Below are 22,431 nucleotides of genomic sequence, written 5' to 3' on the forward strand. Positions count from 1 at the left end.
ACTCGCGGAAATGGGGAGAGCGCCAATGGAAACAGCACTGCAGGAACTGCTCGATCGCAGGCAGATCGAAGACGTCGTGGCGCGCTATGCCCGCACGCTCGACTGGCTCGACGACGAGGGACAGGCGAGCTGCTATTGGCCCGATGCCGACATCGATTACGGCTTTTTCAAGGGCAAGGCAGCGGAATTCCTGCCGGTTGTGATGCAGACCGAGCGGAATTCGGACCGGCGCTGGCATATGCTCGGCGGGCTGATCGTGAAATCCCGCTCAGCCACAGCCGCGAGCAGCGAATGCTACGGCATCTTTGCCGGTGCCAGCCGGCAGGAGGATGGGGCGCTGGCGGGCAATCTCTATGGCGGTCGTTATCTCGACGAATGGGAAAAGCGCGGCAACGAGTGGCGCATTTCGGCGCGCACTTATCTGTTAGACTGGCAGCATCCGTTGCCAAACCAGCCGGATTTCACGCCCAACCCGGATTTCCCGCTGCCAACTGTGCAGATCGCCACAAGCGGGCATCCGCTGTACCGGCCAATGTAGTCAGCCTTCCTCGCCTGCCGGGTCCATATAGTCGCGGTAATAGGTCAGCTGGCCATTCGCGACCTTGTAAATGCCGCAGCCGCCGCGCGACCCTTCCGGCGAATGCATGGTCCAGCGCGACCAGCAGGCATGATCGTCACCGCAGATCTCGTCGACCGTGAAATGGATCTGCCGCGCGCCCATTACCTTGACCATGGTGGTCATGAAACCGAGGATCGCTTCGCGCCCCACATGTGTGCCCCACACCGGGTCTTCCACCACGGCATCCTCGGCGAACAGCGGCGCGAGCCGGGTGTAGTCGCCCTCGTCCTGGATACGCCAGAACTGCTCGATCACGCGTTGTGCCTCTCCTGGCATGTTTCGTCTCCTAATTGAGCTTGCGGATCGGATCGCGGCCGTCCCACCCTTGCGCGGCATCGCGCACCATGGCGTAGAAGCCGGTCAACTGGTCGGTCGGTTCGTAAAGTTCGAGCATGTGGCCGAGCGAGGCGCGGGCATCGACGAAGGCATAGCGCGTGCCGGTTTGGGTTTCGGACAATTGCGCCAGCGGCATGTCCCGCGCTGCGAATTGGGCGATTGCCGCCTCGAGATCGTTAACCCACAGCGCCATGTGATGCAGCCCATGCCGGGCGCTGCCGTGGGGATACATGTCGCGAAACGCGCTAGGGTCATCGCCGTGCTGTGTCACGAATTCGACCATGACATCGCCCCATTGGCCATAGGCGGAGGAATGGTCATGCGTGACCCGCACGCCCCGATGCTCGCTCCAGGCCAGCGGCACATGTTCGAAAACGAAATAGGGGCCCGAACCAAAGACGGCGTGATGGGCCCGGGCAGCGGCGGTGATGTCGGGTACGAACCAGGCGATCTGCCGCACCGGAAGCCCGCCCACCACCATCTCAATTCACCGCGCGATCCTTGCCTTCCCAATAGGGCGCGCGCAGCTCGCGCCGCAGGATCTTGCCGCTGGGGTTGCGCGGCAGCGCGGCGATGAAGTCGACCGATTTGGGGCATTTGTAGCCGGCAATATGCTGGCGTGCGTGGGCGATCACTTCGGCTTCGCTCAAGCTCTCGCCCTCTTTCACGACCACGCAGGCCTTGACCGCCTCGCCCCATTTCTCGTCCGGCACGCCGATCACCGCGACATCGGCCACCTTGGGGTGGGCGTAGATCGCGTTCTCGACCTCTGCAGGATAGACGTTCTCTCCGCCGGAGATGATCATGTCCTTCACCCGGTCATGGATGTAGAGATAGCCGTCCTCGTCGAGGTAACCGGCGTCGCCGGTGCGCAGCCAGCCTTCGGCATCGATCGTTGCCGCCGTGGCCTCGGGATTGTTCCAGTAACCGCGCATGTTCTTCGACGAGCGCGTGGCGATTTCGCCCACGGTGCCGGTCGGCACCTCCTTGCCCGCTTCATCGATGATCTTGACCTCGACACCGGGCAGCGGCGTGCCGACCGAGCGCATGCGCGGGCTTCCTTCAGGTACGTGGTCTTCGGGATCGAGCGCGACGATCGTGCCGCTAGTCTCGGTCATTCCGTACATCTGCACAAAGCCGCAGCCGAGCACCTCCATCGCGCGCTTCATCAGCTCCAACGGAATCGGCGAGGCGCCATAGGTGATGTATTTCAGGAGGCTGAAATCAGTCTCGTGCACGCGCGGGTGGTTGAGCAGGATCTGGATCGCGGCGGGGACGAGGAAGATCTTCGAGATGTTGTAATTCGCGATCAGGTCCAGTGCCTGTGTCGGATCATATTCGGGCAGCACGATCGAATTGGTGCCGGCGACCATGGTGCCGATCCCGGTGCCGGTGCCGCTGATGTGGAAGCAAGGCATGGCCAACAGGGTGACATCGCCTTCGATCGGTTCCTGCCATTTGCGCATCTGCGCCGCCAGCTTAGGGTCGCGGCTCGACAGGATCGAGCCATGCGTCATTACCGCGCCCTTGGGGCGCCCGGTGGTGCCCGAGGTGTAGAGCTGCAGCGCGTCGTCATCGAGGCCGACCGCGATCTCGACCGGGTCATCGGGAAAGTCGCTCCGCCAGCTGCGATAGTCAGGCCCGCTGCAATCGGGAGCATCGATGCCGATCACATGTTTCACGCGCGGAGTTTCACCCCGGACTTGCTGGACTATGTCGGCGAAACCTTCGCCCACGAACACGACTTCGGCCTGGCAATTGTCGATGATGTAAGCGACTTCGGGCGGGGCAAGGCGCCAGTTCACTGGAGTCATCACTGCGCCAATCTTGGCCGCGCCCAGCAGCACTTCGAAATAGAGCGGGTGGTTCTTGCCGAGATAGGCGACGCGGTCACCTTTCTTCACGCCCAGCGAGGTCAGCGCCCGGGCGCAGCGATTGCTGCCGGCTTCAAGCTCGGCGAAGCTGATCTCTTCTTCGCCGAAGGTGAAGGCGGTGATGCCGCCCTGCGCGCGCGCATGTTCGCGCACGATGTCGCAGAATGATTCTGCCGCCAAGATCGCATTTTCTCCCATGCCGAGCAGCAATAGGCGGCGACACGGGCCAAGCCATTGGCACAATTCATAGCGGCACAGGGGCCGGCTTCGGCTAGAGTGATGGTCATGAGTGCCATTGACGCCCCGCCAGGCTTTGAACCCGCCGGATTCTCGCCCGGCTTTCTCGACCATGGCGGGCCTTACTACCTGCGCGCAGAACCAGTCGGGCCAAGAACGGTCGGCCTGCGCATCATGACGCATCACATCAATTATCGCGATGCGGTGCATGGCGGCGTGCTGACGACGCTGGCCGATGTCGCGCTGAGCCATGCGGTCTACGATGCCGAGCGGGCGCATCCTGCCGTCGCAACCATTTCGCTCACCACCAATTTCCTTGGGCCGGTCAAGCTGGGGGACTGGCTCGAATGCCGCGTGTCGATTGACCGCATGGGCGGACGGACCGCCTATTGCAGCGGGCAGATCCTGCGCGATGGCGAGCCGGTCGCGACGATGAGCGGGGTGTTTGCGGTGAAGCGGCGCGACTAGCCGCGCCAGCGACTGGTCACAGGGCTCGAGGGATCGCGATCGTCGTGGAAGCCGCTCGCCCCTTCCGGCAGTTGCGACAGATCGACGCCTTCGAGCTCGCGGAACTCGCGCCAGTCGTAAATGCCGCTGCGGTGGGCGATGCGCCATTCGCCCGAACGTCGCTCGAACCGGTCGACATAGCGCCCGGCGATCACTGCCGAATAGACTGTACCTTTGTCCGGGAACACCTCGATTGCGGGATAGCCCGGCGGGATCGTATGCATCGCGGTCATGTATGTTTCGGTGTGGCAGATATCCTCGCCGTCAAAGCCGAACTGGACCTGGCCAAGCTGGTGCTGCGTGATCAAGCAGGGATCGATGATCGCCTTGGCCTGTTCGACGAAGCCCTGCCAACCGCCTTCGATCGGGCCGAAGCTGAAAGTGGCATCCGCATGGAACAGCTGCGGCATCATGTCCCAGCGCCGCCGGTCGATCGCATGGGCATAGGCAGCGATGACGTCGCGGATCGCTTCGCGGTCTTCCAGGCGCATGTTCATTGGTCTAGCTCCACGATCACCTTGCCCACATTCGCCCCGGTGAACAATTTCGCATAGGCCGATAGCGTGTTCTCGAGGCCGTGGGTGACATCATAGGGCATGGCCAGCTGCCCGGCATCCACCCATTGCTTCAGCTGCGCCGTCAGCCGCGCGCCCTGGTCCATGAAGTCGGGCGAGAAGAAGCCTTCGATCCTCAGGCGCCGCATCAGCACCTGGTCAAACTCCTTCGGGCTGGTGCGCGTGCCAGAGCTGTAATCGGACACGAGGCCGCATACCGCGATCCGCCCGTAATGGTTCATGCGGGTCAGCACAGAATCAAGCAGCGGCCCGCCGACATTGTCGAAATAGACGTCGATTCCGGTATCTGGCCCGCCGATCGCGTCGAGTTGCGCGCCGACATCGCCCGATTTGTAGTCGACGGCGCCGTCGATCCCGATCTCCTCGGTCAGGAAGCGGCATTTGTCTTCGCCACCAGCTATGCCCCAGGCCTTGCAACCCAGCAGCTTGGCGATTTGCACCGCAAGGATGCCGGTTGCCCCGGCGGCGGCGGAAACCAGCACCGTCTCGCCCTGTTTCGCAGCCCCGGTCTGCTCGACGCCCCACAGCGCGGTCCAGCCGTTCATGCCCAGCGTACCGAACCAGGCGCGCAGGTCCTCGACTGCGGGGTCGAGCTTTACCGCACCCGTCATTACCGGATCGACATGGCTGTAATCCGCCCAGTGGCCGAACGCGCGCACCAGCGTGCCCTCAGGGAAATCGGCGTGGCGCGAGGCGACGACCCGCCCGATCACCAGCCCCGTCATCGGCGTGCCGGTTTCGAGCGGCGGTTGGTATCCGTCGGTCCGGTCGGTCAGCCACATCCGCGTGCCGGCATCCATCGACAGCATGGCATTGCGAATGACGATATGGCCATCGGTCGGTTCGGGGACCACGCCCTCTACCAGCGTCAGTGCGCTGCTGAAATCATTGCCTTGGGGGCGCGCATCTATGCGCCAGAAACGGTTCTGCATGGCATGCTTGTCAGCGGCCGCGGACGCCGCGGCAACGCGCCTTTTCGCTAGGCCCTTGGCGGCTATCACTTTGGCGCGGTGCATGGGCGCGCCGCACTTCCTAGGCTCCCGACAAACAGATTGGGAGAGACTCACCATGGCACTCATCACGGTTATCGGCGCGTCGGGGCGGCAAGGGATGGCGCAGGTTCGGCAAGCCTTAGCGGCAGGGTATGACGTGCGCGCGATTTCGCGCCAGCCCGAGCCCTTCGCGGGGGCCAAGATCGACGGGGTCGAACGGGTCGAGGTCCGCCCGATGGACCTCTACGATCCGTCATCCTATCGCGCCGCGCTTGAGGGATCGGACTACATTTTCTACACGCACCCGCTCCAGGCACGCGCGGATCGCGCGGTGCTGGTCGGCGATGTCGGCAAGGCGGCGGCGGAGCTGGGCGTGAAGCGCGTTGTCTGGAACACCTCCAGCTGGATCCCTGACAAGCCGGGTGATGCCCACACCTATGCCGGCAACACCGCCGGGATCAACGCGCTGTGGCGCTCGGGCGCGCCAGGCACAGTGTTCGGATCGGTCCTGTTCATGGACAATCTGCTGACCAATTGGGCGCGGCCCTTTATTGTGAACGAAGGGCGCTATGTCTATCCGCACAATCCTGAACTTGAGGCCAACTGGATCAGCCTCGATGACGTCGCCAAGTTCATGCTCGCCAGCCTCGAACGGCCCGACATGGAAGGCGCCTGGCTCAATATCGGCGGGCCGAAGCGGATGCGTGGCAAGGAAGTGGCACAGGTGCTGAGCGACACGCTGGGCAAGCCGATCAAATACGATCCCTGCACCCCGCAGGAATTCGGCGACTACCTGGTGCGCGCGGCGGGCGACGATATGCCCGAGGAAATGCGCGAGCCCTTCGCTGCAGGTATCGCGGCGTTCTACGAATACAACAACACCGCGCCGACCAAGCCCTTCGCCGTCGACATGGACCATGTCTATGAGCGATTCCCCGAACTGGAAGGCAAGCTTGAGGAAATGGCCGAATGGGCGCCGAAACAGGATTGGGGCGAGTCGAACTTCCGGCCAGCGTTCGGTTAGATCAGCCTGCTCGGCCTAGCGCCCCTCCCGCATGCGGGAGGGGTTTGGGGCGGGAAGGAAATTCACTCCGCCGCTTCGCGCTGTTCCGCCGCGAAGATCTCCAGCAGCTCCTCGTCGCTCGCGTTCGTGAGGCGCTCCACCCATTGGTGGAAGACCTGACCACCGCGCTCGTTGCGCCCGAACAGCACCTCCTTCAGCAGGCCTGACTGCAGCGCTTCGTGCTGGCGCTTGCCGGTCTTGTAGTCTTCATCGCGCACAACGATCTCGAGGAAATCGAACTGCTCATGCGCCGATTTCACATCGGCGTCGGTCTCGGGCTTGTTCTCCATCACATAGAATTGCGTGGTGTAGCTTTCGCCCACCGTCTTGCCCGGGAACAGCTGGCTGATCATCGCCCCGCGCTGCCCGCCGCCATAGAAGCTGGCAATCGAGATGTGCGGGAAGATCGTCCACACGCCCTGGACCAATACTTCCTGCGGGATCTCGTCGTCGGGCAGGGTCGTCAGGTCAAGCTGCTGGTCATCCTCGCCCGACACCTTGATCGCGAATTTCGACGGGGTCGAAAGCCGCTGGTGCGGGCCGAAGGCGAAGTAGTTGGCGCGGTTGTAGAAGTCCGCCCCGAAGGTGTTCGCATGCAGCACCGGCAGGTGATAGAAATCGAGATAGCCGTCATAGGCCGTCTTCCAGTTCGGCCCGGCCAGCGTACGCTGGCTGAACAGTGTCCAGCCGTCGAACTCGAACGCCTTGAGCAGCTCGTCATAGCCGCACAGATAGTCTGCAATGTCGAGCTTCGACTCCCGGATCAAGTGTGGCCCAGATCAGCCCGGCACTTTCGTAAGCCGGGAAGCGCGTGAGGCAGAGCTCGGCCTTGTCGATCGCCCCGAAATCCTGCGGGCTGGCGACACCCACCAGCTGGCCATCATTCTTGTAAGTCCAGCCATGGTAGCCGCACATCAGCCTTGTGGCATTGCCGGTACCTTCGGCTAGCGGATTGCCGCGATGCTTGCACATGTTGAGGAAGGCGCCAACCGTGCCGTCCTTCTTGCGGGTCAACAGCAGCGGCACGCCGCAGATATCCATCGCCTTGTAGTCGCCCGGCTCAGGGATTTCGCAACTCGGCGCAACCATCAGCGGCAGGCGGCGGAAGATCTGCTGCTTCTCGCGCTCGAACAGCGCCTCGTCGGTATAGGCCGATGCCGGAACCCGCACGACCTCGTCGGCATACTCCATCGTGTCGGCGGCGCCATGCGCCACCAGGTTGCGGGTCATTGCGATCAATTGCTCGCGCGACATTGCCGGTTCCCTCCATGCGATTGGGCAGTCGCCTGCATCATGTTGGCTTGGGCCGCACGTAGCAATGCGCGTTTTTGGATAGGGGGCCAAAGAAAACGGGCGGACCGTGATGGCCCGCCCGCTCGCTGTCACCCCCCGGTGAGAGCAATCGTCAGAACTTGAAGCTGGCCTCCACGAAGACCTGGCGTCCGCGGTTGGTGCTCAGGATCACGTCGTCGCCACCTGCGGGCAGGAACGGGCGCCCGCCGGCGGAGCCGACCCAGAGCTTGTCGGTCAAATTGTTGCCGATCAGCGAGAGCTTCCACTTGCCATCCGGATCACCCACCGAGACTGCAGCATCGAAGGCAAAGTAGTCCGGCTGGACATAGTCATTGACCGACGTCGACGTGGTGAAATAGCTGCCGCTGTAGACTGCGTTGCCGCTCAGGGTCAGTTCCAGCGCATCACCCATCGGCACGCCCCAGTCGAAGGCGATATTGCCCGACCAGTTCGGTGCGCGCGGTGCGTCGCGACCGTCCAAGTCTTCGCCAAGGAAGGTGATGTAGGTGTCGCTGAACTTGGCATCGAGCCAGGCGATGTTGCCTGACAGGTTGAGCCCGTCGACCGGTGTGCGCCAGCCCCACCCAAGATCGAAGCCCTTGGTGGTCACCTGGCCCGCGTTGGACGTCTCGAACTGAACCGCGATAGCGTCGAACACCTGTACCTGCAAGTCGTCGAACACGTAATAGAAGGCGGTACCGTTGAGCGTAAGTGTGCGGTCATTAAGCTGCGACTTGAAGCCCACTTCGCCGCCGATCGCGGTTTCGGACTTGTAGATCAGCGAACCAAAGTCGCCGCTTGCCGCGGCCTGGCTCAGGCTGTTCGATGGCAGGGCGGAGTTGTCGATCCCGCCTGACTTGAAGCCGGTCTTGAACGAAGCGAACACGTTGAAATCGGGATTGATTTCATACTTGATGGTGGCTTCGGGCGACCAGTTGCTGTCCTTGAAGTCGATCGGCCCCGAATAGAACCCGCTCTGGAGGAAGGCGGGGCTGGGCACGAACAGCGGCGATACTATGCCGCCGGGGAAAGTGACCGTCGCACCGCCCGGATCAGGAATGTAGGCCAGCAGATTGTGCACATAGGGAACACTGATCGTCTGCGTCTTCGTTTCCTTGGTGTAGCGGATGCCGCCTGACAGCTCGAGTTGCTCGGTCAGGTCGATGATCACGCTGCCGAAGGCTGAATAGGCCTGGGTCTTGGTAGTGTGGTTCTTGTCCCAGTCGAACGTGTAACCCGTACCCGGAGCAACTCCACCACTGAGCAAAGGCAGCGTGATATCGGGTGACACCAGCGAAATGTTCACGCCGTTCTGCGCGGTGTCGAACACGAACTTGCGCCATTCATAGAAGCCGCCAAACATGAAGTTGATCGCACCGTCATAGTCGGACGTGAAGCGCAATTCCTGCGAATACTGCTTGAGCGTATTGCGGGGATCGCTGGTACCCACGCCGAATGGTACAGTGCCGATGACCCCGCCATAGCTGTAGTTGTCGACGTCGGTGGCATCGAGATCGACGAAGCCGGTCACCGACGTAAAGGTGAGATTGTCATTCAGCTCGAAATCGAGCTTGAGCCGTGCGAACAAAAGTTCGGTCTCGCCAAAGGGAACGCCATTGTATCCTTCGGCCTTGGTAGGGCCGGTAGCCAGAGGAACAGATACCGCAAGTGCAGGTGCGGTATCCGGCAGGAAGTACCTCTGGTCCTTGAAATTACAGTCGTAGCCCGCCGGAATAGTCAGGGCACCTTGGAGCAGCACCACTGGATCGGCGATACCGTTCGCGCCGCAATAGATATCCGAGTGGCTAATCGCCCCGTCATTCTCGTTCTTGACGTATTGCACCTTGAGGTTGGCATCGAAGCCAGGGACCGGCTCCCATGCCAGGGTCATGCGGCCCACGAGGTTCTTGAGCCCGCGATCCTGGTTGACCGCCGGAGTGCCGTCCTGAAGCTCCACGAACTTGCTGATATCGTTGAATTGCCCCGATAGGCGGATGCCCAACGTGTCCGAAATCGGGCCCGAGATGTACCCGCCGACCAGCCAGCCATCTTCTTCCAGCTCATAGGACGCCTTGCCGCCGATTTCCCAAGTGCTGGTGGGATCCTGCGAGCGGATCGAGAACACACCGGCTGAGGCGCTCTTGCCAAAGAACAGCGATTGTGGCCCCTTCAGCACGTCGATCTGGGCGGTGTCGAAAAAGGCCGCCTGGACAAGGCGCATGGTCGAAACCTGCACGCCATCATAGTCGAAGGCGACCGCGGAATCGAACGAGGCGGAGATGTTCGACGAGCCAACCCCGCGCAGCGAAATCTGGCCGCCCGAACCCGAACCGCCGACCTGGATGTTGAGGGTCGGGACGCGGCTGACGACGTCCGAGACTTCATCGACGCTGTATTTGTCGAGCGTATCGGCGCCAACGCTGGTGATCGTGACCGGGACGTCTTGCAGCGTTTCCGTCTGCTTGCGGGCCTGGACCAGGATCACCGGCATCGCATTCTCTTCTTCATCCGCTGCCGCATCGCTGCTTTGCGCCAGCGCCGCGGAAGGCAGTCCTGCAATCGCAAACAGTGCCGCGCCGCCGAGCAGTGCCGCGCGCGCGGAAGACGGATTCCGAGTATGAAGCTTGATCATGGTCGCTCTCTCCCTAAAGGCCCGGAATTAAATGCCGGTGCCATTCGTCCCCAATCCCGAAGGTTTCGCTGCCTTCGGGTACAATTGAAGTTGTATGGTGCGCCCTGCGGCGAGACACTTGGCAAAAGGAATAGGCACTTGCGGGCAGTGAGGCATTCGCGCCACAGGCCCTGATCCCGTAGCGTTATTCGGCAGCTTCCTGCCCGCCGGCCAATTCGCGCTCCATCTGCCCGACGCGCGGATCGTTGGGCCAGGTCCATTCCTGTCCCAGCACCTGCTCGACCCGCAATCCCGGCGGGACGTTGTCGATCCCGATCATGCGGTCACAGGACTGGTGAAAGCTGTAGATCCGCGCTTCCTGGTAGCTCAGCGGCACGCTCTTGAACGCGGCGCTCTGCATCGACTGCTGAATCGCTTCGCCGAACTGCGTGTCTTCCAGGATGATCGGGCTCATCTGGCGCCCGTTCGGCTGGCTGGCGTCGGGCACCGTCCACAGATCGGGTGCCGGCCCGTCACCCCAATCGAGCGCCATGGTGACAAGCTCGAGCCGCGTGGTGGTGAGCGAGGTCGGCCAGAACACCAGCGGCGGCACGAAATAGTTCGAGAGCGGCGAAACCCAGTTGGGGAACAGCGTATAGCTTTGCGTGCAGGTGCGCCCCAGCTCGCCCACGCTGTCGATCTGTTGCCATTCGGGCGGGCTGTCGATCGCACGGACATGCGCCCGATCGGTCTGTGGCGGGGCGGGCGCCACCATCCGCGCGTGGCCATTGGGATAGATCGTGTTGAGATTGCGCTTGCTGTCGACCAGCGGTGCCACTGTATTCGGGTGGATGAAAGGCACATGGTAGACTTCCATGTTCGCCTCCATCGCCACCTTCCAGTTGCAGTTGAGCTCGAAGCTGTGCCTGGCGGCAAGGCGAATTCGGTCGAAGGCGAATTCCTGCCACTCGCTCCAGACCGGACCCATCCATTCCTTCAGCGGCATCGCATCCCCGTCAAAATTGACGAAGATGACATTGCCCAGCATTTCGCAGCGCACCGGGATCAGCCCGCGGCAGCTCAGGTCGAAATCCTCCGGGAAATCCTGCCGTTCGGGTACGCCCACCAGCGTACCGTCGGTTTTGTAGGTCCAGTTGTGATAGCCGCACATCAGGCGCGAAGACTTGCCGCGATCCTCGGTCACTACCGGTGCGCCGCGATGGCGGCAGGTGTTGTAGAAGGCGCGTACGACGCCATCCATCCCGTGCACGATCACGATCGGATCGCCGGCATTGTGCCAGCGCATGTAGCAGCCGGGTTCAGGGATCTCGTCGATGTGGCCGGCGAACAGCCAGCTCTTGCGGAAAATGTGCTGCTGTTCGAGCGCGAAATACTCGGGCGACGTGTAACGGCCTGCGGGCATGTCGGGCAGCTTGGGGAAACCTTCAGGCGGGGCCGTCCGTCGCCCCTCCCATTCCATCAGCGCCTTCAAGCGCTCGACCTCGGCCTGATCCATCATCGCCGCTCTCCCTTGCCGCCCAGACTAGCGCGATGGCCATGGCGCGCGACTGCCAAATTGGAGCAAGTATCAGCGCTTTCGACAGTGGTGCCCGCGCGTTGCGCCGATAGTCTGCAGCCAGAAAACAGCCAATGGGGAGAGCAGGATGGCGGGACGGGTCGAAGGGAAGGTCGCCCTGGTTACAGGCGGCGCGATGGGGCTGGGCAAGGCCGATTGCGAGCTGCTGGCGCGCGAAGGAGCGCATGTGATCGTGACCGACCGCGAGGTCGAGCTGGCGCATGAAGTTGCGCATGCGGTGCATGGCGATGCCTATGCGCTCGATGTGACCCAGGAGGACCAGTGGCAGGACGTGATAGCCGCCGTCGAGCAGCGCCACGGGCGGCTCGATATCCTCGTCAACAATGCCGGCAATGTCATCTTCGAGAACATCCTCGAATGCTCGCTCGATCACTTCCGCCTTCACATGGCGATCCATGTCGAAGGCACTTTCCTGGGCTGCAAATACGCCATTCCGCTGATGGCGAAATCGGGCGGCGGTTCGATCATCAACATGGCCTCCACCGCGTCGCTGATGGGATATGGCACGATCCCGGCCTATACTGCGGCCAAGGGCGCGATCCGATCGATGACCAAGTCGATTGCGATGTTCTGCCAGGACGAAGGCAACGGCATTCGCTGCAACGTGCTGATGCCGGGCGGAATCGAAACGCCGATGGTGCGCGACATTTCGGGCCGTGCGGGGGAGGCCTTGATGGAGATCCCCGATGGCGTGCTGCCAAAGGAATCGCTCGGTGCACCCAGGGATGTTGCCAATGCCGTGCTGTTCCTCGCCGAAGATGCCTCGCGCTTCCTGACAGGGGTGGAAATTCCGATCGACAATGGCCTCTTCGCCCGCCCCGAACGCTGAACGCGCGGAGGAGGCACCCGGCCGCTATCGCTGGTATGTCCTGACGCTGCTGATCTTCACGCTGCTGTTCAGCGTGGCCGATCGGCTCGTCTTTTCGATCCTGCTCGAACAGATCAAGGCCGAGTTCGAATTCAGCGACACCCAGCTGGGCCTGCTGGGCGGGCTGGCCTTTACCGCCACTTATATCGTCGCTGGCTTTCCCGCCGCCCGGCTGGCCGACCGTTCGGTGCGCAAGAATATCGTGGCGGGCGCGATCAGTTTCTGGAGTGCGATGACCGCTCTGTGCGGCATGGCGGTGGGCTTCTGGTCGCTGTTCTTCGCGCGCACCGGGGTTGGCGTAGGCGAGGGCTGCTCCGGCCCCGCCTCGCAATCGATGCTGGCCGATTTCTTCCCGCGCCGCGAACTGGCCCGGGCGATGGGCTTCCTGACGCTGGGCTCGACCTTGGGCACGGTGACGGGGCTGATGGCCGGGGGATTGCTGGCCGAGGCATTCGGCTGGCGCTGGGCCTTTATCCTGATGGCGCTGCCCGGCTTCGTGATCGGCGGATTTCTCTACCTGACCGTGCGCGAGCCGCCGCGCGGGCGCTATGCCCCAAAAGGCGCGCGGATCGAGCAGGCGCCGCTGGGCGAAACGCTGCGATCGCTGCTCGCCAACAAGGTTTTCCTTGGCCTGGCCTTCGGCTGGGCGGTCCAGATCATGATCGGCTATGCCATGGCCTTCTGGCTGGCCCCGGCGATGATCCGCCTGTTCGGCGTTTCGGTGGGCGATGTCGCGCTTTACTTGGGCCTTGCATTCCTGATTGGCGGCATCCCCGGGCCGATCATGGGCGGCTTCGTGACCGACTGGCTGGCCCGGCATGACGAGCGCTGGCGCGCGTGGCTGCCGGGTATTGTCAGCCTGGGTGCGATCCTGCCGCTGTGGATTGCCTTCGAAGCGGGCAGTTTTGCGCTGTTCCTCGGCCTCTTCGCACTCGCATATGGTGTCTACGTAGCCAGCCAGGCGCCGATCATGTCGGGGATCCAGTCGGCGGTCGAACCCTCGCAGCGCGGCATGGCGGTGGCCTTCGCTTTGTTCTTCAACAACCTCATTGGGCAGGCATTCGGCCTGGGCGTGATCGGCTGGCTCAGCGACACGCTGGAGCCGACCCGCGGCAATGCCGCGCTGGGCGATGCAGTGCTTTATGTCAGCTTGGCGGCGGGGATCGCGGCGCTGGCGATCTTCGCCTGGACCGCACGGCAGATGCGGCTGACAGGCTATCTGGAGAAGATCGCCAACAGCTAAAAGCCGGGATGGATGCTCAGCGCTCCGCCGTCGATCAGCATGTCCGCGCCGGTCATGAAAGGGCATTCGTCGCTGGCGAGAAAGGCGATCGCCGCGGCGGTTTCGGCTGGATCGGCCAGCCGGTTCATCGGTGAAGTGGCCGCGACGGCGGCTTTGAGGCCCGGCGTAACCTGTTCTGCCGCATCGAGAATTCCGGTGTCGGTCGCGCCGGGGATCACTGTGTTGCAGCGGATTGCATGGCCCTGCTGCGCGTACCAGGTGGCGACCGACTTGCTGAGCGCGCGCACGCCGGCCTTGCTCGCCGAATAGCCGACATCGGTGGGCAGCGGGGTAATCGCTGTAGTCGAAGATATGTTGATTATAGCGCCAGATGCACCTCCAGTATTCGCAACCATCGCGTCGATCGCCGCGCGGCAGCCCAGCATGGTGCCGGTCAGGTTCACGGCGATCACACGGCTCCAGGCCGCCATGTCGACTTCGCCGATCGATCGCGATGAAACGGTGCCGGCATTGTTGACCAGGATATCGAGCCGACCAAACGTCTCGACCGCTGCGGACACCACTTCCTCCCAGCGCGCTTCGTCAGCCACATCCTGCTGCAAGAATTGCGCGCCGACTTCGTCGCACAGCGCTTGTCCGGCTTCAGCGTTGAGATCGGTCCCCAGCACTTGCGCACCATCGGCGACCAATCGCCGCACCGTCGCCGCGCCGATCCCGCTGGCGCAGCCGGTGACGATCGCTGCCTTTCCGGACAGGTCCGGCATTATTCGGCCTGTTGCCAGATGCCCGCACATTCGCGCTGGTTATGCGTTGCGACAAAGCGCGCGAGGTTGTCCGTCCCCTCGGGCAGCTTCCAGCCGATCGTGAAGCCGAAATTGGCAAAGGCAAACATCAGCAGGTCGGCGAAGGTGAAGCGGCCCAGCGCCAGGTGATTGCTGCTGCCCAGCTTCTGATCGAACCAGCGCCATTTGGCATCGGACATGGCGGTCAGTTCGGCGCCGGCTTCGGCGCTGACCACCGGCATGCGCGGTTCGAACATCGGGCGCCCGCTGGTGGCGCGAAAGCCCATGGTCATGGGCACCACCACTTCCTGGTCGAACAGCCGCGCCCATTTGCGCACTTCGGCGCGTTCCTTTGGTGTCTCTCCGAACAGGTTCGGCTCCGGATGCATCTCCTCGATGAATTCGCAGATCGGCCAGCTTTCGGTCAGGCAGGTGCCATCGTCGAGTTCCAGCACCGGCAGCGTCTGCAGCTCGTTCTTGCCGGTCAGGCTGGCGCTTTGCCGGTTTTCGCCGGCGATGATGTCATAATGGACGCGCTCGAAATCGCTCCCTTCTTTCAGGCCTTTTTCGACCATGAACATGCGCACCAGGCGCGGATTGGGGCCTAGGCTGGAATGGAGCTTGGTCATGCGGGGTCTCCTGAGCGGGATTTGCGGTTGGGCGCGAACCTATGCCAGGCGGAGCCAGCTGCAACCCTCACAAATGCGCTAGGCAAAGTGCCCTCAAGATGCGCTAGGGACGGCGTTCGACATCAACCACAGGATTTTGCCCCGATGGATTTCCGCCTGACCGACGAACAGCGCGAATTGCAGGATGCCGCGCGCAAATTCGCCCGCGCCGAATTGCCCGAACTGGCGCGCGACATGGAGGAAAAAGACTACTGCGTCCCGCACGAGATGATCCGCAAATATGGCGAGATGGGCTTCCTGGGCGTCAACCTGCCGGTCGAGTACGGCGGGCTGGGTCTGGGTCACCTCGAGGCGCTGCTGGTGCTGGAGGAATTCGCGCAAATTTCGAACGCTGTCGCTTTCCCGGTGTTCGAAGCGCTGGTCGGCCCGGTCCGCACGATCGAGCGGTTCGGTTCGGAGGAGATGAAAGCGCGCATTTTGCCCGAGGTCATCAAGGGCGAGAAGGTGGTCGCGGTTTCCATGTCGGAACCTGACGCGGGCACCGCGCTGACCGACCTCAAGACCCGCGCCGTGGCTGATGGCGATCACTACGTCGTCAACGGTTACAAGCGCTGGACCAGCGGCGGCGGCCATTCGGACTATTACGTCACCTATTGCCGCTACAATGACGAGCCGGGCGCCAAGGGCATCGGCGCGATTCTGCTGGAGCGCGATGCGCCGGGCATGCAGTTCGGGAAGCGCGAACAGCTGATGGGCTTTCGCGGCATCGCCACCGCCGATTTCGCGATCGAGGACGTGCGGGTATCCAAGGAAAACGTGATCGTCAGCGCGGGCGGTTTCGGCAGGCTGATGAGCGCTTTCGGGCTTGAGCGCTGCGGCAATGCCACGCAGAGCCTGGGGGTGGCGGCGGCCGCGCTGGAACAGGCAACCGCCTACGTCCAGGAACGCCAGGCTTTCGGCAAGCCGATCGCCGAATTCCAGGCGGTGCAGATCAAGCTGGCGGAAATGGCGATGAAGGTGGATGCGGCGCGCCTGCTGATCCACCGCGCTGCCGCCAATGCCGCACACCTGCCGGATGGCCTGCCAACCGTGTACGAAAGCTCGCTCGCCAAATGCTACGCCAACGAAATCGTGCGCGAAGTCGCTTCGATGGGGATCCAGGTGATGGGCGGCTACGGCTATCACAAGGATTATGGCATGGAGCAGCGGCTGCGCGACGGTTTTGCCTGGGGGATCGCGGGCGGCACCACCGATGTGCAGAAGACCAATATCGCGGCGGCGATGATCGGGCGGCGGTTCGACCAGCGGCGCTGACCCTAAACGATTGACGAAAAACACCGTATTGCCCATGTAAGACGGTATGGACGAACACACTCCGGCTTCGCCGCCCGCCGCTCCCCATCCTGCAACGCCCGCCGCCGCGCCTGCGACCACCCCGGTCGTCGATGGCCATGGCGACGAGCAGGAGCTGACCCCGCTTCACCCCAATTACCGTTCGGCCTTGCGGGTGGAAGCGACGCTGACGTCGATCCCGTTCATTATCGGCGCGCTGGTGCTGGAAAGCGCGGAAGTGCTGCCCAAAGCGGTGATCATCGGCCCGGTCGCGTTGATCGCGCTGCTGGTGATCCTGCGGCTGCCGATGCGGCGGTTCGCGGCGCGCGGCTATGCCATGAGCACGGACCGGCTGCGGGTCGTGCGTGGGCTGCTGTTCCGCCACGATACGGTGGTGCCGTTCGGCCGGGTCCAGCATATCGACGTCAACCAGGGCCCGATCGAGCGCTTCTTCGGAATCGCGACGCTGACGCTACATACAGCGGGCACGCACAATGCCTCGGTCAATCTGCCCGGACTCGGCGAAACGCTGGCGCGCGACATGCGTGAGGAAATCCGCAGCCATATCAAGCGCGAGGCGCTGTGAGCGAGCCTGCCCTGTCGCGCACCGCCGAGCCGCGCCGCACCGCGCCGATCGGCTTGCTGGTCAACGCAATTGCCAGCCTGCGCCAGACGGTGTTCCCGCTGCTGATTGCCGGCTTTGCCTTCCGCGAAGATCTGGAAAAGCTTGGCGGCGTGCTGGTGGTGGTGGCGATCATCCCGTTGGTGAGCCTTGGCATGGCCTATCTTCACTGGCTGCGCCGCACCTACACCACCGGCGCCGAAGACATCCGCGTCGAAAGCGGCATTGTCAGCCGTGCGGCCCGCTCGGTGCCCTACGAGCGGATCCAGGACGTGAGCCTCGAGCAGAAATTCCTGCCGCGCCTGTTCGGGCTGGTGGAAGTCAAGTTCGAGACCGGTGCCGGCGGCGCCGATGACCTGACGCTGGCTTATCTTACCGAAGCCGAGGGCGAAGCCCTGCGCCGCCTGATTCGCGAACAGCGCGATGACGCCGAAGCCGCGGCAGCGGGAAGTGCGACAGAGGCTGGGGCAGCCGCCGACGATGAAACGGGCGATGTGCTGTTTGCGATGGACACACCGCGGCTGGTCAAATTCGGGCTGTTCGAATTCTCGCTGGCGGTGTTCGCGGTGATCGGCGGCCTGTTCCAATATGCTGAAACCTTCATGGGGATCGAGCTGTGGGACCCCAAGCTGTGGCTCAACCTGGCAGAGAGCCAGCAAGGCAAGCTGGCGGCGCTGGGGCCGATGGCGCAGGTGCTCAGCGCGGTGGCCGGGTTCATTGCCCTACTCGCGGTGGGTTCGATCACGGGGCTGACCCGCACCTTCCTGCGTGACTGGGGCTTTGTGCTGGAAAAGACCGCCCGCGGTTTCCGCCGCCGCCGCGGCCTGTTCACCCGGACCGATGTGGTCATGCCGGTCCACCGCGTTCAGGCGGTGGAGATCGGCACCGGCCTCGTCCGTTACCGCTTTGGCTGGCACGGGCTCAAGTTCGTCAGCCTGGCGCAGGATGCCGGTTCGTCGAGCCATGTTGTCGCGCCCTTCGCGCAGCTGGACGAGATTGATCCGATCATCCGTGCGGCAAAATTCGAGCCGCCCTCGGACAGCCTCGACTGGCACCGCCTAAGTCGCAAATACCGGTTCGATTCCGCGCTGATTGAAGGCGGCTTCTTCGCGCTGCTGGCAATCCCGGTGGCGATCTTTGCGCCATTGCCATTCGTGCTGGTGCCGCTGGGGCTGGCCGCGTTCTTTGCCGGGGCGAACCTCTATTCCTGGCAGTTTCATCGCCACGCGCTGTCAGCAACGCATATCTTCAACCGGCGCGGGCTGCTTTCGCCGCGCACGCAAATCGCCTCGCGGGTGAAGCTCCATTCGGTGGAAATTTCGCAAGGCCCGATTGCCCAGCGGCGCGGCTATGCCACGCTTCACCTCGGGCTGGCCGGGGGCAGCTTTTCGATGGCGGGCATTCCGGCCGATCAGGCGCGCGAATTGCGCAGCGCCATCCTCGGCAGCATTGCGGCGCGGGATTATTCGCAAATCCAGGGCTGAAAGGGGGCATGTATAGCCCTTCCAGCCCCGGCCATTCGCTCGATCAGCGGCAGTTGGGATGCTGGCCGATGTCGCGAATGTCGTAAACTCGCCCGTCGGCAACGATCATCTGCAAGCACTGGCGCGACTGGGCGCGCCACATGATCGAATAGCGCGTGTTGTCATCGCCGAAGCGGTCGACGCGGGTAAAGCCGCGCTCGCCCAAAATCTCGCGCGCTTTCTCGCCGGAACGGCCGACCAAGTCATTGTATTGCGCGATCTGCGCATAGCCGCCGCGCCCGGAATGGTGCCTCGTATTGATCTCGCGCTGCTCCACGCCGTTGGAATAGCCGCTCGAATAGGCGTCAGAACGATCGTAGTTATGATAGGCTACGTTGTGCAGCCCGTCCTGGTAGCCACGCTCGTAGTGCGCTTCGTCATTGACGTTGCTGTAGTGATTGCCGTCGTCATGATGGCCCTTCTTGTGGTTGCCGCCCAACAGCGCGCCCAACAGTACCGCTCCGGCAACGACGCCCACTGCAGCTGCGGCATCTCCGCCGCCGCCGGACTGATGGCAATCGGCATTGGTTGCGTCGGTGATCGATTCATATCGGCCGTCGCTGGTCTTGATGTGCACGCAGGCCTTGTCACGCGAATTCCACCAATAGGTGTGCATGGTGCTGTGCTTGCCTTCGTGGCCCGTGATGTAGGTAAAGCCGCGGCTTTGCACGGCGTTTTCCGCTTGTCCGGCCCGCGCGCCCACGAGATCGCTGAGGTCGCCGGCACCCTTAGCCGCAAGCGGTGTCGCCCCCAAAGCTGCACCGGCTGCAAAAGCAATCGCTTTTTTGGAAATCATCTTTTGCCCCTCTCTCAGAAACCCAAGAATTCGAGAAGTAACATCAAAGCAACGGCAAAGTCGAATCCTGCCCCGCCAGTTTCCATGCCGCACTTGATCTGGCCGCAACGCGCTTTACAGGCTGTCGCGCAATGAGCCTGCGCATGCCCTTCCTGTCTGACAATGCCGCAACGGTGCACCCTGCGCTGTGGGAGGCGATGCGAGCGGCTGACCAGCCCGATCTGCCCTATGATGGCGACCGGCTCAGTGCGGAGCTCGACGCGCGTTTTTCTGCGCTGTTCGGGCGCGAATGTGCGGCGATCTGGATCGCAACCGGCACGGCAGCCAATTGCCTGGCACTGGCGACCATGGTGCAGCCGCATGGCGGCGTCGTGTGCCATGAGGAAGCGCATATCGAAGTCGACGAAGGCGGCGCGCCGGGTTTCTACCTGCACGGCGCCAAGCTGATGCTGGCACAGGGGAAGGGCGCGAAGCTGACCCCGCAAGACATCGCGGCGGTGATCGATCCGATCCGGCCCGATGTGCATCAGGTGCAACCGCATGCGATCTCGATCACCCAGGCGAGCGAATATGGCCGCAGCTACCGCCCCGAAGAGCTGGCTGCGCTGGGTGCGTTCGCGCGCCAGCGCAAGCTGGGCTTGCACATGGACGGCGCGCGCTTCGCCAATGCCGTGGCCTTCCTCGGCGGATCGGCGGCAGACGCAGTCGGCCCCTGCGATACGCTGGCTTTTGGCTGCATCAAGAATGGCGGGATGAGTGCGGAGGCGCTGGTGCTGTTCGACCTAGCGAAGGCGGATCTCGTCAAATACCGTCGCAAGCGCGCCGGGCACCTGCAATGCAAGGGCCGATACCAGGCGGCTCAGATCCTCGCCATGCTTGAAGGCGATCTGTGGCTGGAAAATGCCCGCGCCGCCAATGCCGCAGCGGCAGAGATTGCCGCGGCGTGCGGGGGAGCGGCTGATGCATCCGGTCGAAGCCAACGAGCTGTTCGTGCGGCTGGCCGAGGAAGAGCGCTATGCCCTGCGCGCACAGGGGTTCGAGTTTTACGACTGGGGCGAAGAGGCCGCGCGCTTCGTGACGGCGTGGAACACCCCGCAAGAGCACGCGATGGCAATGGCAAAGGCGATCGCCGCCTTATGAGCGATGCTCCCGCGCCGCACGCGCTGCTGCGGCCCAACATTGCGATCCCGTTCCTGCTGGTCGCGTTGATCTGGGGGTCGACCTGGTTCGTCATCACTACCCAGATTGCCGCGGCGCCGGCCTTGTGGTCGGTCACCTGGCGCTTCGCCATGGCGACCCCCGCGATGTTCGCGCTGGCGCTGGTGCTACGCTATCCACTGGCGATGCCGCGTCCGGCACATCTCCTCGCCCTGGCGATGGGACTGTTCCAGTTCTGCGGCAATTACGTGTTCGTCTACATGTCCGAATTCCACCTGACGTCGGGCATCGTCGCGCTGTTGATCGGCATGATGCTGGTGCCCAATGCCATCCTCGGGCGGATGCTGCTGGGCGAGCCGATTACCCGGCGCTTCATGCTTGGCAGCGCGATTGCGCTCGGCGGGATCGGCTTGCTGCTGCTCAACGAAGCGCGCGTGGCGCCACTGGGTGGGAATGTCGCGCTGGGTACGGGGCTGGCGCTGATCGCGATGGTCGCTGCTTCGATCGCCAATGTGATCCAGGCCGGACCAACCGGCAAGTCCGTGCCGCTGGTAACGCTGCTGGCATGGTCGATGCTCTACGGCACACTGATCGATGGCGGGTTGGCATGGTTCTTCGAAGGGCCGCCGGTGGTGCCTACGTCGCAGGCCTATTGGCTTGGCACGGCCTGGCTGGCGATCGCCGGTTCGGTGGTGACCTTCCCGCTCTATTACGATCTCGTGCGCAAGCTGGGGGCGGGGCGGGCGGCCTATAACGGCGTGCTGGTGGTGGTGATCGCCATGGCGATTTCGACCATGTTCGAAGGGTATCGCTGGACTGCACTGTCGGTCTGCGGTGCAGTCCTGTCGATGATCGGGCTGGTCGTGGCGCTGCGTGCGCGGCAGGTCGCGCGCGAGAGCTAAAGCAGGCTTGCCAGTCCTTCGACATAGGTGGGATATTTCAGCTCCCAGCCCAATATCCGCCTCGCCTTGCCGTTTGCGACGCGGCGGTTCTCTGCATAAAATCCGCGCGCCATTGCGCTGAGGTTCGCTTCCTCAAGCGTCTGCATTGGTGGCGGTTCCATACCCAGCAATCGGCAGGCTTCTTCGGTGACCGCATTGCCGCTGGCCGGCAAGTCATCGCCTAGATTGTAAGCGCCTGCGGGCGCATCACCTTCGATCGCCGCGACAACGCCCGCCACGATATCGTCCACATGCACGCGGCTGAAGACCTGGCCCGGGATGTCGATCCGGTTCGCGCGGCCTTCGCGCACCCGGTCGAGCGCGCTGCGACCCGGCCCGTAGATACCGGGCAGGCGGAACACCCGCGCACCCAGTTTGAACCATGCCGCATCGGCTTCGGCCCGGGCATTGCGCCGGCCCGCTCCTGTTTCGGCTACCGTGGGCGTGCTCTCATCGACCCAGGCTCCCTGCTGGTCGCCATAGACCCCGGTCGAGGAAAGGTAGCCGAGCCAGTGGCCTGCCAAGGCGTTGCCATAGCGGTCCAGCACCGGATCGCTGCCGCTCGTGCGATCCGGCGGGACCGAAGAAAGCACATGGCTAGCTGCGCCAAGCGCCGCACGTACCGCCTGTTCATCGGCAAAATCGAGATTGCCCGCGCTGCCGGTCGCGTCGACCTGCCACCCGCGCGATTTGAGTGCGGCCGCGATGCGGCTGGCCGTGTACCCCAGGCCGAAGATTAGCAGCCGGGTCATTCCCGCGTCGAGATAGCCCGGCTCGGGCACCACAATCTGCGGGTCTTCGACGTTCTTGGCCTTCCACTCCATCGCCATGCG

22 protein-coding genes and 1 pseudogene are annotated in these 22,431 nt (G+C 63.3%); 10 read left to right on the forward strand and 13 right to left on the reverse strand.

What is annotated here, in order from left to right; all coding sequences use genetic code 11:
- The first annotated feature begins 25 nt into the window (after positions 1–25).
- Positions 26–538: a nuclear transport factor 2 family protein gene (locus G6N82_RS09420; RefSeq protein ID WP_165195881.1), complete on the forward strand. Its 513-nt coding sequence runs from the start codon at positions 26–28 to the stop codon at positions 536–538.
- Here G6N82_RS09420 and G6N82_RS09425 read toward each other — a convergent pair whose 3' ends face one another.
- The 3 genes from G6N82_RS09425 to G6N82_RS09435 are packed head-to-tail and all read right to left on the reverse strand — an operon-like array spanning position 539 to position 3,009.
- Positions 539–895 carry a nuclear transport factor 2 family protein gene (locus G6N82_RS09425; protein WP_165195883.1) on the reverse strand — a complete coding sequence of 119 codons (357 nt, stop codon included), beginning with the start codon at positions 893–895 and terminating at the stop codon, positions 539–541.
- Between the two features lie 10 nt (positions 896–905).
- Entirely contained in the window at positions 906–1,436 is a 531-nt protein-coding gene (locus G6N82_RS09430; RefSeq protein WP_165195885.1) for a VOC family protein, read from the reverse strand.
- Between the two features lies 1 nt (position 1,437).
- Positions 1,438–3,009 (reverse strand): fatty acid--CoA ligase, encoded by a 1,572-nt coding sequence (locus tag G6N82_RS09435; protein WP_241255061.1) that lies wholly within the window; start codon positions 3,007–3,009, stop codon positions 1,438–1,440.
- Between the two features lie 105 nt (positions 3,010–3,114).
- Here G6N82_RS09435 and G6N82_RS09440 point away from each other — a divergent pair, with 105 nt between their 5' ends.
- Complete coding sequence (locus tag G6N82_RS09440) at positions 3,115–3,534, forward strand: PaaI family thioesterase (protein WP_165195889.1); 420 nt, start codon at positions 3,115–3,117, stop codon at positions 3,532–3,534.
- Here the strand turns inward: G6N82_RS09440 and G6N82_RS09445 are convergent.
- Together G6N82_RS09445 and G6N82_RS09450 are read right to left on the reverse strand one after the other, a co-directional pair.
- Entirely contained in the window at positions 3,531–4,070 is a 540-nt protein-coding gene (locus G6N82_RS09445) for a nuclear transport factor 2 family protein (RefSeq protein ID WP_165195891.1), read from the reverse strand. The genes G6N82_RS09440 and G6N82_RS09445 overlap by 4 nt on opposite strands.
- Positions 4,067–5,164: an NADP-dependent oxidoreductase gene (locus tag G6N82_RS09450; RefSeq protein ID WP_346773726.1), complete on the reverse strand. Its 1,098-nt coding sequence runs from the start codon at positions 5,162–5,164 to the stop codon at positions 4,067–4,069. The genes G6N82_RS09445 and G6N82_RS09450 overlap by 4 nt, the downstream gene beginning before the upstream one ends.
- A 52-nt stretch (positions 5,165–5,216) precedes the next feature.
- Here G6N82_RS09450 and G6N82_RS09455 point away from each other — a divergent pair, with 52 nt between their 5' ends.
- Entirely contained in the window at positions 5,217–6,164 is a 948-nt protein-coding gene (locus G6N82_RS09455; protein WP_165195895.1) for an NmrA family NAD(P)-binding protein, read from the forward strand.
- 62 nt (positions 6,165–6,226) lie between these two features.
- Here the strand turns inward: G6N82_RS09455 and G6N82_RS09460 are convergent, their stop codons facing one another.
- The 4 genes from G6N82_RS09460 to G6N82_RS09475 all read right to left on the reverse strand — a co-directional run bounded on the left by G6N82_RS09460 (position 6,227) and on the right by G6N82_RS09475 (position 11,626).
- The gene (locus tag G6N82_RS09460) at positions 6,227–6,970 is read right to left on the reverse strand and encodes an SRPBCC family protein (RefSeq protein WP_165195897.1); all 744 of its coding nucleotides are present in this window, start codon (positions 6,968–6,970) and stop codon (positions 6,227–6,229) included.
- On the reverse strand, positions 6,921–7,457 hold the full coding sequence (locus G6N82_RS09465) for a Rieske (2Fe-2S) protein (RefSeq protein WP_165195899.1): 537 nt from the start codon (positions 7,455–7,457) through the stop codon (positions 6,921–6,923). The genes G6N82_RS09460 and G6N82_RS09465 overlap by 50 nt, the downstream gene beginning before the upstream one ends.
- Positions 7,458–7,608: 151 nt before the next feature.
- Positions 7,609–10,128 (reverse strand): TonB-dependent receptor, encoded by a 2,520-nt coding sequence (locus tag G6N82_RS09470; protein WP_165195901.1) that lies wholly within the window; start codon positions 10,126–10,128, stop codon positions 7,609–7,611.
- Between the two features lie 184 nt (positions 10,129–10,312).
- Positions 10,313–11,626 (reverse strand): SRPBCC family protein, encoded by a 1,314-nt coding sequence (locus G6N82_RS09475; RefSeq protein ID WP_241255062.1) that lies wholly within the window; start codon positions 11,624–11,626, stop codon positions 10,313–10,315.
- 145 nt (positions 11,627–11,771) lie between these two features.
- On the opposite strand from G6N82_RS09475, the gene G6N82_RS09480 reads away from it, so the two are divergent.
- Both G6N82_RS09480 and G6N82_RS09485 read left to right on the forward strand, forming a co-directional pair.
- The gene (locus G6N82_RS09480) at positions 11,772–12,533 is read left to right on the forward strand and encodes an SDR family oxidoreductase (protein ID WP_165195903.1); all 762 of its coding nucleotides are present in this window, start codon (positions 11,772–11,774) and stop codon (positions 12,531–12,533) included.
- Positions 12,505–13,815 carry an MFS transporter gene (locus G6N82_RS09485; protein ID WP_165195905.1) on the forward strand — a complete coding sequence of 437 codons (1,311 nt, stop codon included), beginning with the start codon at positions 12,505–12,507 and terminating at the stop codon, positions 13,813–13,815. The genes G6N82_RS09480 and G6N82_RS09485 overlap by 29 nt, the downstream gene beginning before the upstream one ends.
- On the opposite strand, the gene G6N82_RS09490 is transcribed toward G6N82_RS09485, so the two are convergent.
- A complete protein-coding gene (locus tag G6N82_RS09490; RefSeq protein ID WP_165195907.1) occupies positions 13,812–14,579 on the reverse strand; it encodes an SDR family oxidoreductase in 768 nt (255 codons plus the stop codon). The genes G6N82_RS09485 and G6N82_RS09490 overlap by 4 nt on opposite strands.
- Positions 14,579–15,226 (reverse strand): glutathione S-transferase family protein, encoded by a 648-nt coding sequence (locus G6N82_RS09495; protein ID WP_165195909.1) that lies wholly within the window; start codon positions 15,224–15,226, stop codon positions 14,579–14,581. Before G6N82_RS09495 ends, G6N82_RS09490 begins: the two co-directional genes overlap by 1 nt.
- A gap of 144 nt (positions 15,227–15,370) precedes the next feature.
- Here G6N82_RS09495 and G6N82_RS09500 point away from each other — a divergent pair, with 144 nt between their 5' ends.
- From G6N82_RS09500 to G6N82_RS09510, 3 genes are read left to right on the forward strand one after another with little or no spacing between them, the layout of a single operon-like run.
- Entirely contained in the window at positions 15,371–16,540 is a 1,170-nt protein-coding gene (locus tag G6N82_RS09500) for an acyl-CoA dehydrogenase family protein (protein ID WP_165195911.1), read from the forward strand.
- Between the two features lie 46 nt (positions 16,541–16,586).
- Positions 16,587–17,144: a PH domain-containing protein gene (locus tag G6N82_RS09505; RefSeq protein ID WP_165195913.1), complete on the forward strand. Its 558-nt coding sequence runs from the start codon at positions 16,587–16,589 to the stop codon at positions 17,142–17,144.
- Positions 17,141–18,664, forward strand: a complete 1,524-nt coding sequence (locus G6N82_RS09510) for a PH domain-containing protein (protein WP_165195915.1) — start codon at positions 17,141–17,143, stop codon at positions 18,662–18,664. Before G6N82_RS09505 ends, G6N82_RS09510 begins: the two co-directional genes overlap by 4 nt.
- A 43-nt stretch (positions 18,665–18,707) precedes the next feature.
- On the opposite strand, the gene G6N82_RS09515 is transcribed toward G6N82_RS09510, so the two are convergent.
- Entirely contained in the window at positions 18,708–19,499 is a 792-nt protein-coding gene (locus tag G6N82_RS09515) for a hypothetical protein (protein WP_165195917.1), read from the reverse strand.
- Positions 19,500–19,642: 143 nt separating this feature from the next.
- Here G6N82_RS09515 and G6N82_RS09520 point away from each other — a divergent pair.
- Positions 19,643–20,639 (forward strand): annotated as a pseudogene (locus G6N82_RS09520) (beta-eliminating lyase-related protein).
- The gene (locus G6N82_RS09525) at positions 20,636–21,559 is read left to right on the forward strand and encodes a DMT family transporter (protein WP_165195919.1); all 924 of its coding nucleotides are present in this window, start codon (positions 20,636–20,638) and stop codon (positions 21,557–21,559) included. The pseudogene G6N82_RS09520 and the gene G6N82_RS09525 overlap by 4 nt, the downstream one beginning before the upstream one ends.
- On the opposite strand, the gene G6N82_RS09530 is transcribed toward G6N82_RS09525, so the two are convergent.
- Entirely contained in the window at positions 21,556–22,350 is a 795-nt protein-coding gene (locus tag G6N82_RS09530) for an SDR family oxidoreductase (protein WP_165198133.1), read from the reverse strand. The two genes, G6N82_RS09525 and G6N82_RS09530, sit on opposite strands and share 4 nt — an antisense overlap.
- Positions 22,351–22,431 lie beyond the last annotated feature (81 nt).

The organism is Altererythrobacter sp. BO-6 (assembly GCF_011047315.1).
Classification (GTDB): domain Bacteria; phylum Pseudomonadota; class Alphaproteobacteria; order Sphingomonadales; family Sphingomonadaceae; genus Erythrobacter.

Excerpts from the sequence above, each read along its gene's own strand:
- G6N82_RS09420 (WP_165195881.1), top strand. The coding sequence starts at position 26 with ATGGAAACAGCACTGCAGGAACTGCTCGATCGCAGGCAGATCGAAGAC.
- G6N82_RS09425 (WP_165195883.1), bottom strand. The coding sequence starts at position 895 with ATGCCAGGAGAGGCACAACGCGTGATCGAGCAGTTCTGGCGTATCCAG.
- G6N82_RS09430 (WP_165195885.1), bottom strand. The coding sequence starts at position 1,436 with ATGGTGGTGGGCGGGCTTCCGGTGCGGCAGATCGCCTGGTTCGTACCC.
- G6N82_RS09440 (WP_165195889.1), top strand. The coding sequence starts at position 3,115 with ATGAGTGCCATTGACGCCCCGCCAGGCTTTGAACCCGCCGGATTCTCG.
- G6N82_RS09445 (WP_165195891.1), bottom strand. The coding sequence starts at position 4,070 with ATGAACATGCGCCTGGAAGACCGCGAAGCGATCCGCGACGTCATCGCT.
- G6N82_RS09450 (WP_346773726.1), bottom strand. The coding sequence starts at position 5,164 with ATGCACCGCGCCAAAGTGATAGCCGCCAAGGGCCTAGCGAAAAGGCGC.
- G6N82_RS09455 (WP_165195895.1), top strand. The coding sequence starts at position 5,217 with ATGGCACTCATCACGGTTATCGGCGCGTCGGGGCGGCAAGGGATGGCG.
- G6N82_RS09465 (WP_165195899.1), bottom strand. The coding sequence starts at position 7,457 with ATGTCGCGCGAGCAATTGATCGCAATGACCCGCAACCTGGTGGCGCAT.
- G6N82_RS09470 (WP_165195901.1), bottom strand. The coding sequence starts at position 10,128 with ATGATCAAGCTTCATACTCGGAATCCGTCTTCCGCGCGCGCGGCACTG.
- G6N82_RS09475 (WP_241255062.1), bottom strand. The coding sequence starts at position 11,626 with ATGATGGATCAGGCCGAGGTCGAGCGCTTGAAGGCGCTGATGGAATGG.
- G6N82_RS09480 (WP_165195903.1), top strand. The coding sequence starts at position 11,772 with ATGGCGGGACGGGTCGAAGGGAAGGTCGCCCTGGTTACAGGCGGCGCG.
- G6N82_RS09485 (WP_165195905.1), top strand. The coding sequence starts at position 12,505 with ATGGCCTCTTCGCCCGCCCCGAACGCTGAACGCGCGGAGGAGGCACCC.
- G6N82_RS09490 (WP_165195907.1), bottom strand. The coding sequence starts at position 14,579 with ATGCCGGACCTGTCCGGAAAGGCAGCGATCGTCACCGGCTGCGCCAGC.
- G6N82_RS09495 (WP_165195909.1), bottom strand. The coding sequence starts at position 15,226 with ATGACCAAGCTCCATTCCAGCCTAGGCCCCAATCCGCGCCTGGTGCGC.
- G6N82_RS09500 (WP_165195911.1), top strand. The coding sequence starts at position 15,371 with ATGGATTTCCGCCTGACCGACGAACAGCGCGAATTGCAGGATGCCGCG.
- G6N82_RS09505 (WP_165195913.1), top strand. The coding sequence starts at position 16,587 with ATGGACGAACACACTCCGGCTTCGCCGCCCGCCGCTCCCCATCCTGCA.
- G6N82_RS09515 (WP_165195917.1), bottom strand. The coding sequence starts at position 19,499 with ATGATTTCCAAAAAAGCGATTGCTTTTGCAGCCGGTGCAGCTTTGGGG.
- G6N82_RS09525 (WP_165195919.1), top strand. The coding sequence starts at position 20,636 with ATGAGCGATGCTCCCGCGCCGCACGCGCTGCTGCGGCCCAACATTGCG.
- G6N82_RS09530 (WP_165198133.1), bottom strand. The coding sequence starts at position 22,350 with ATGACCCGGCTGCTAATCTTCGGCCTGGGGTACACGGCCAGCCGCATC.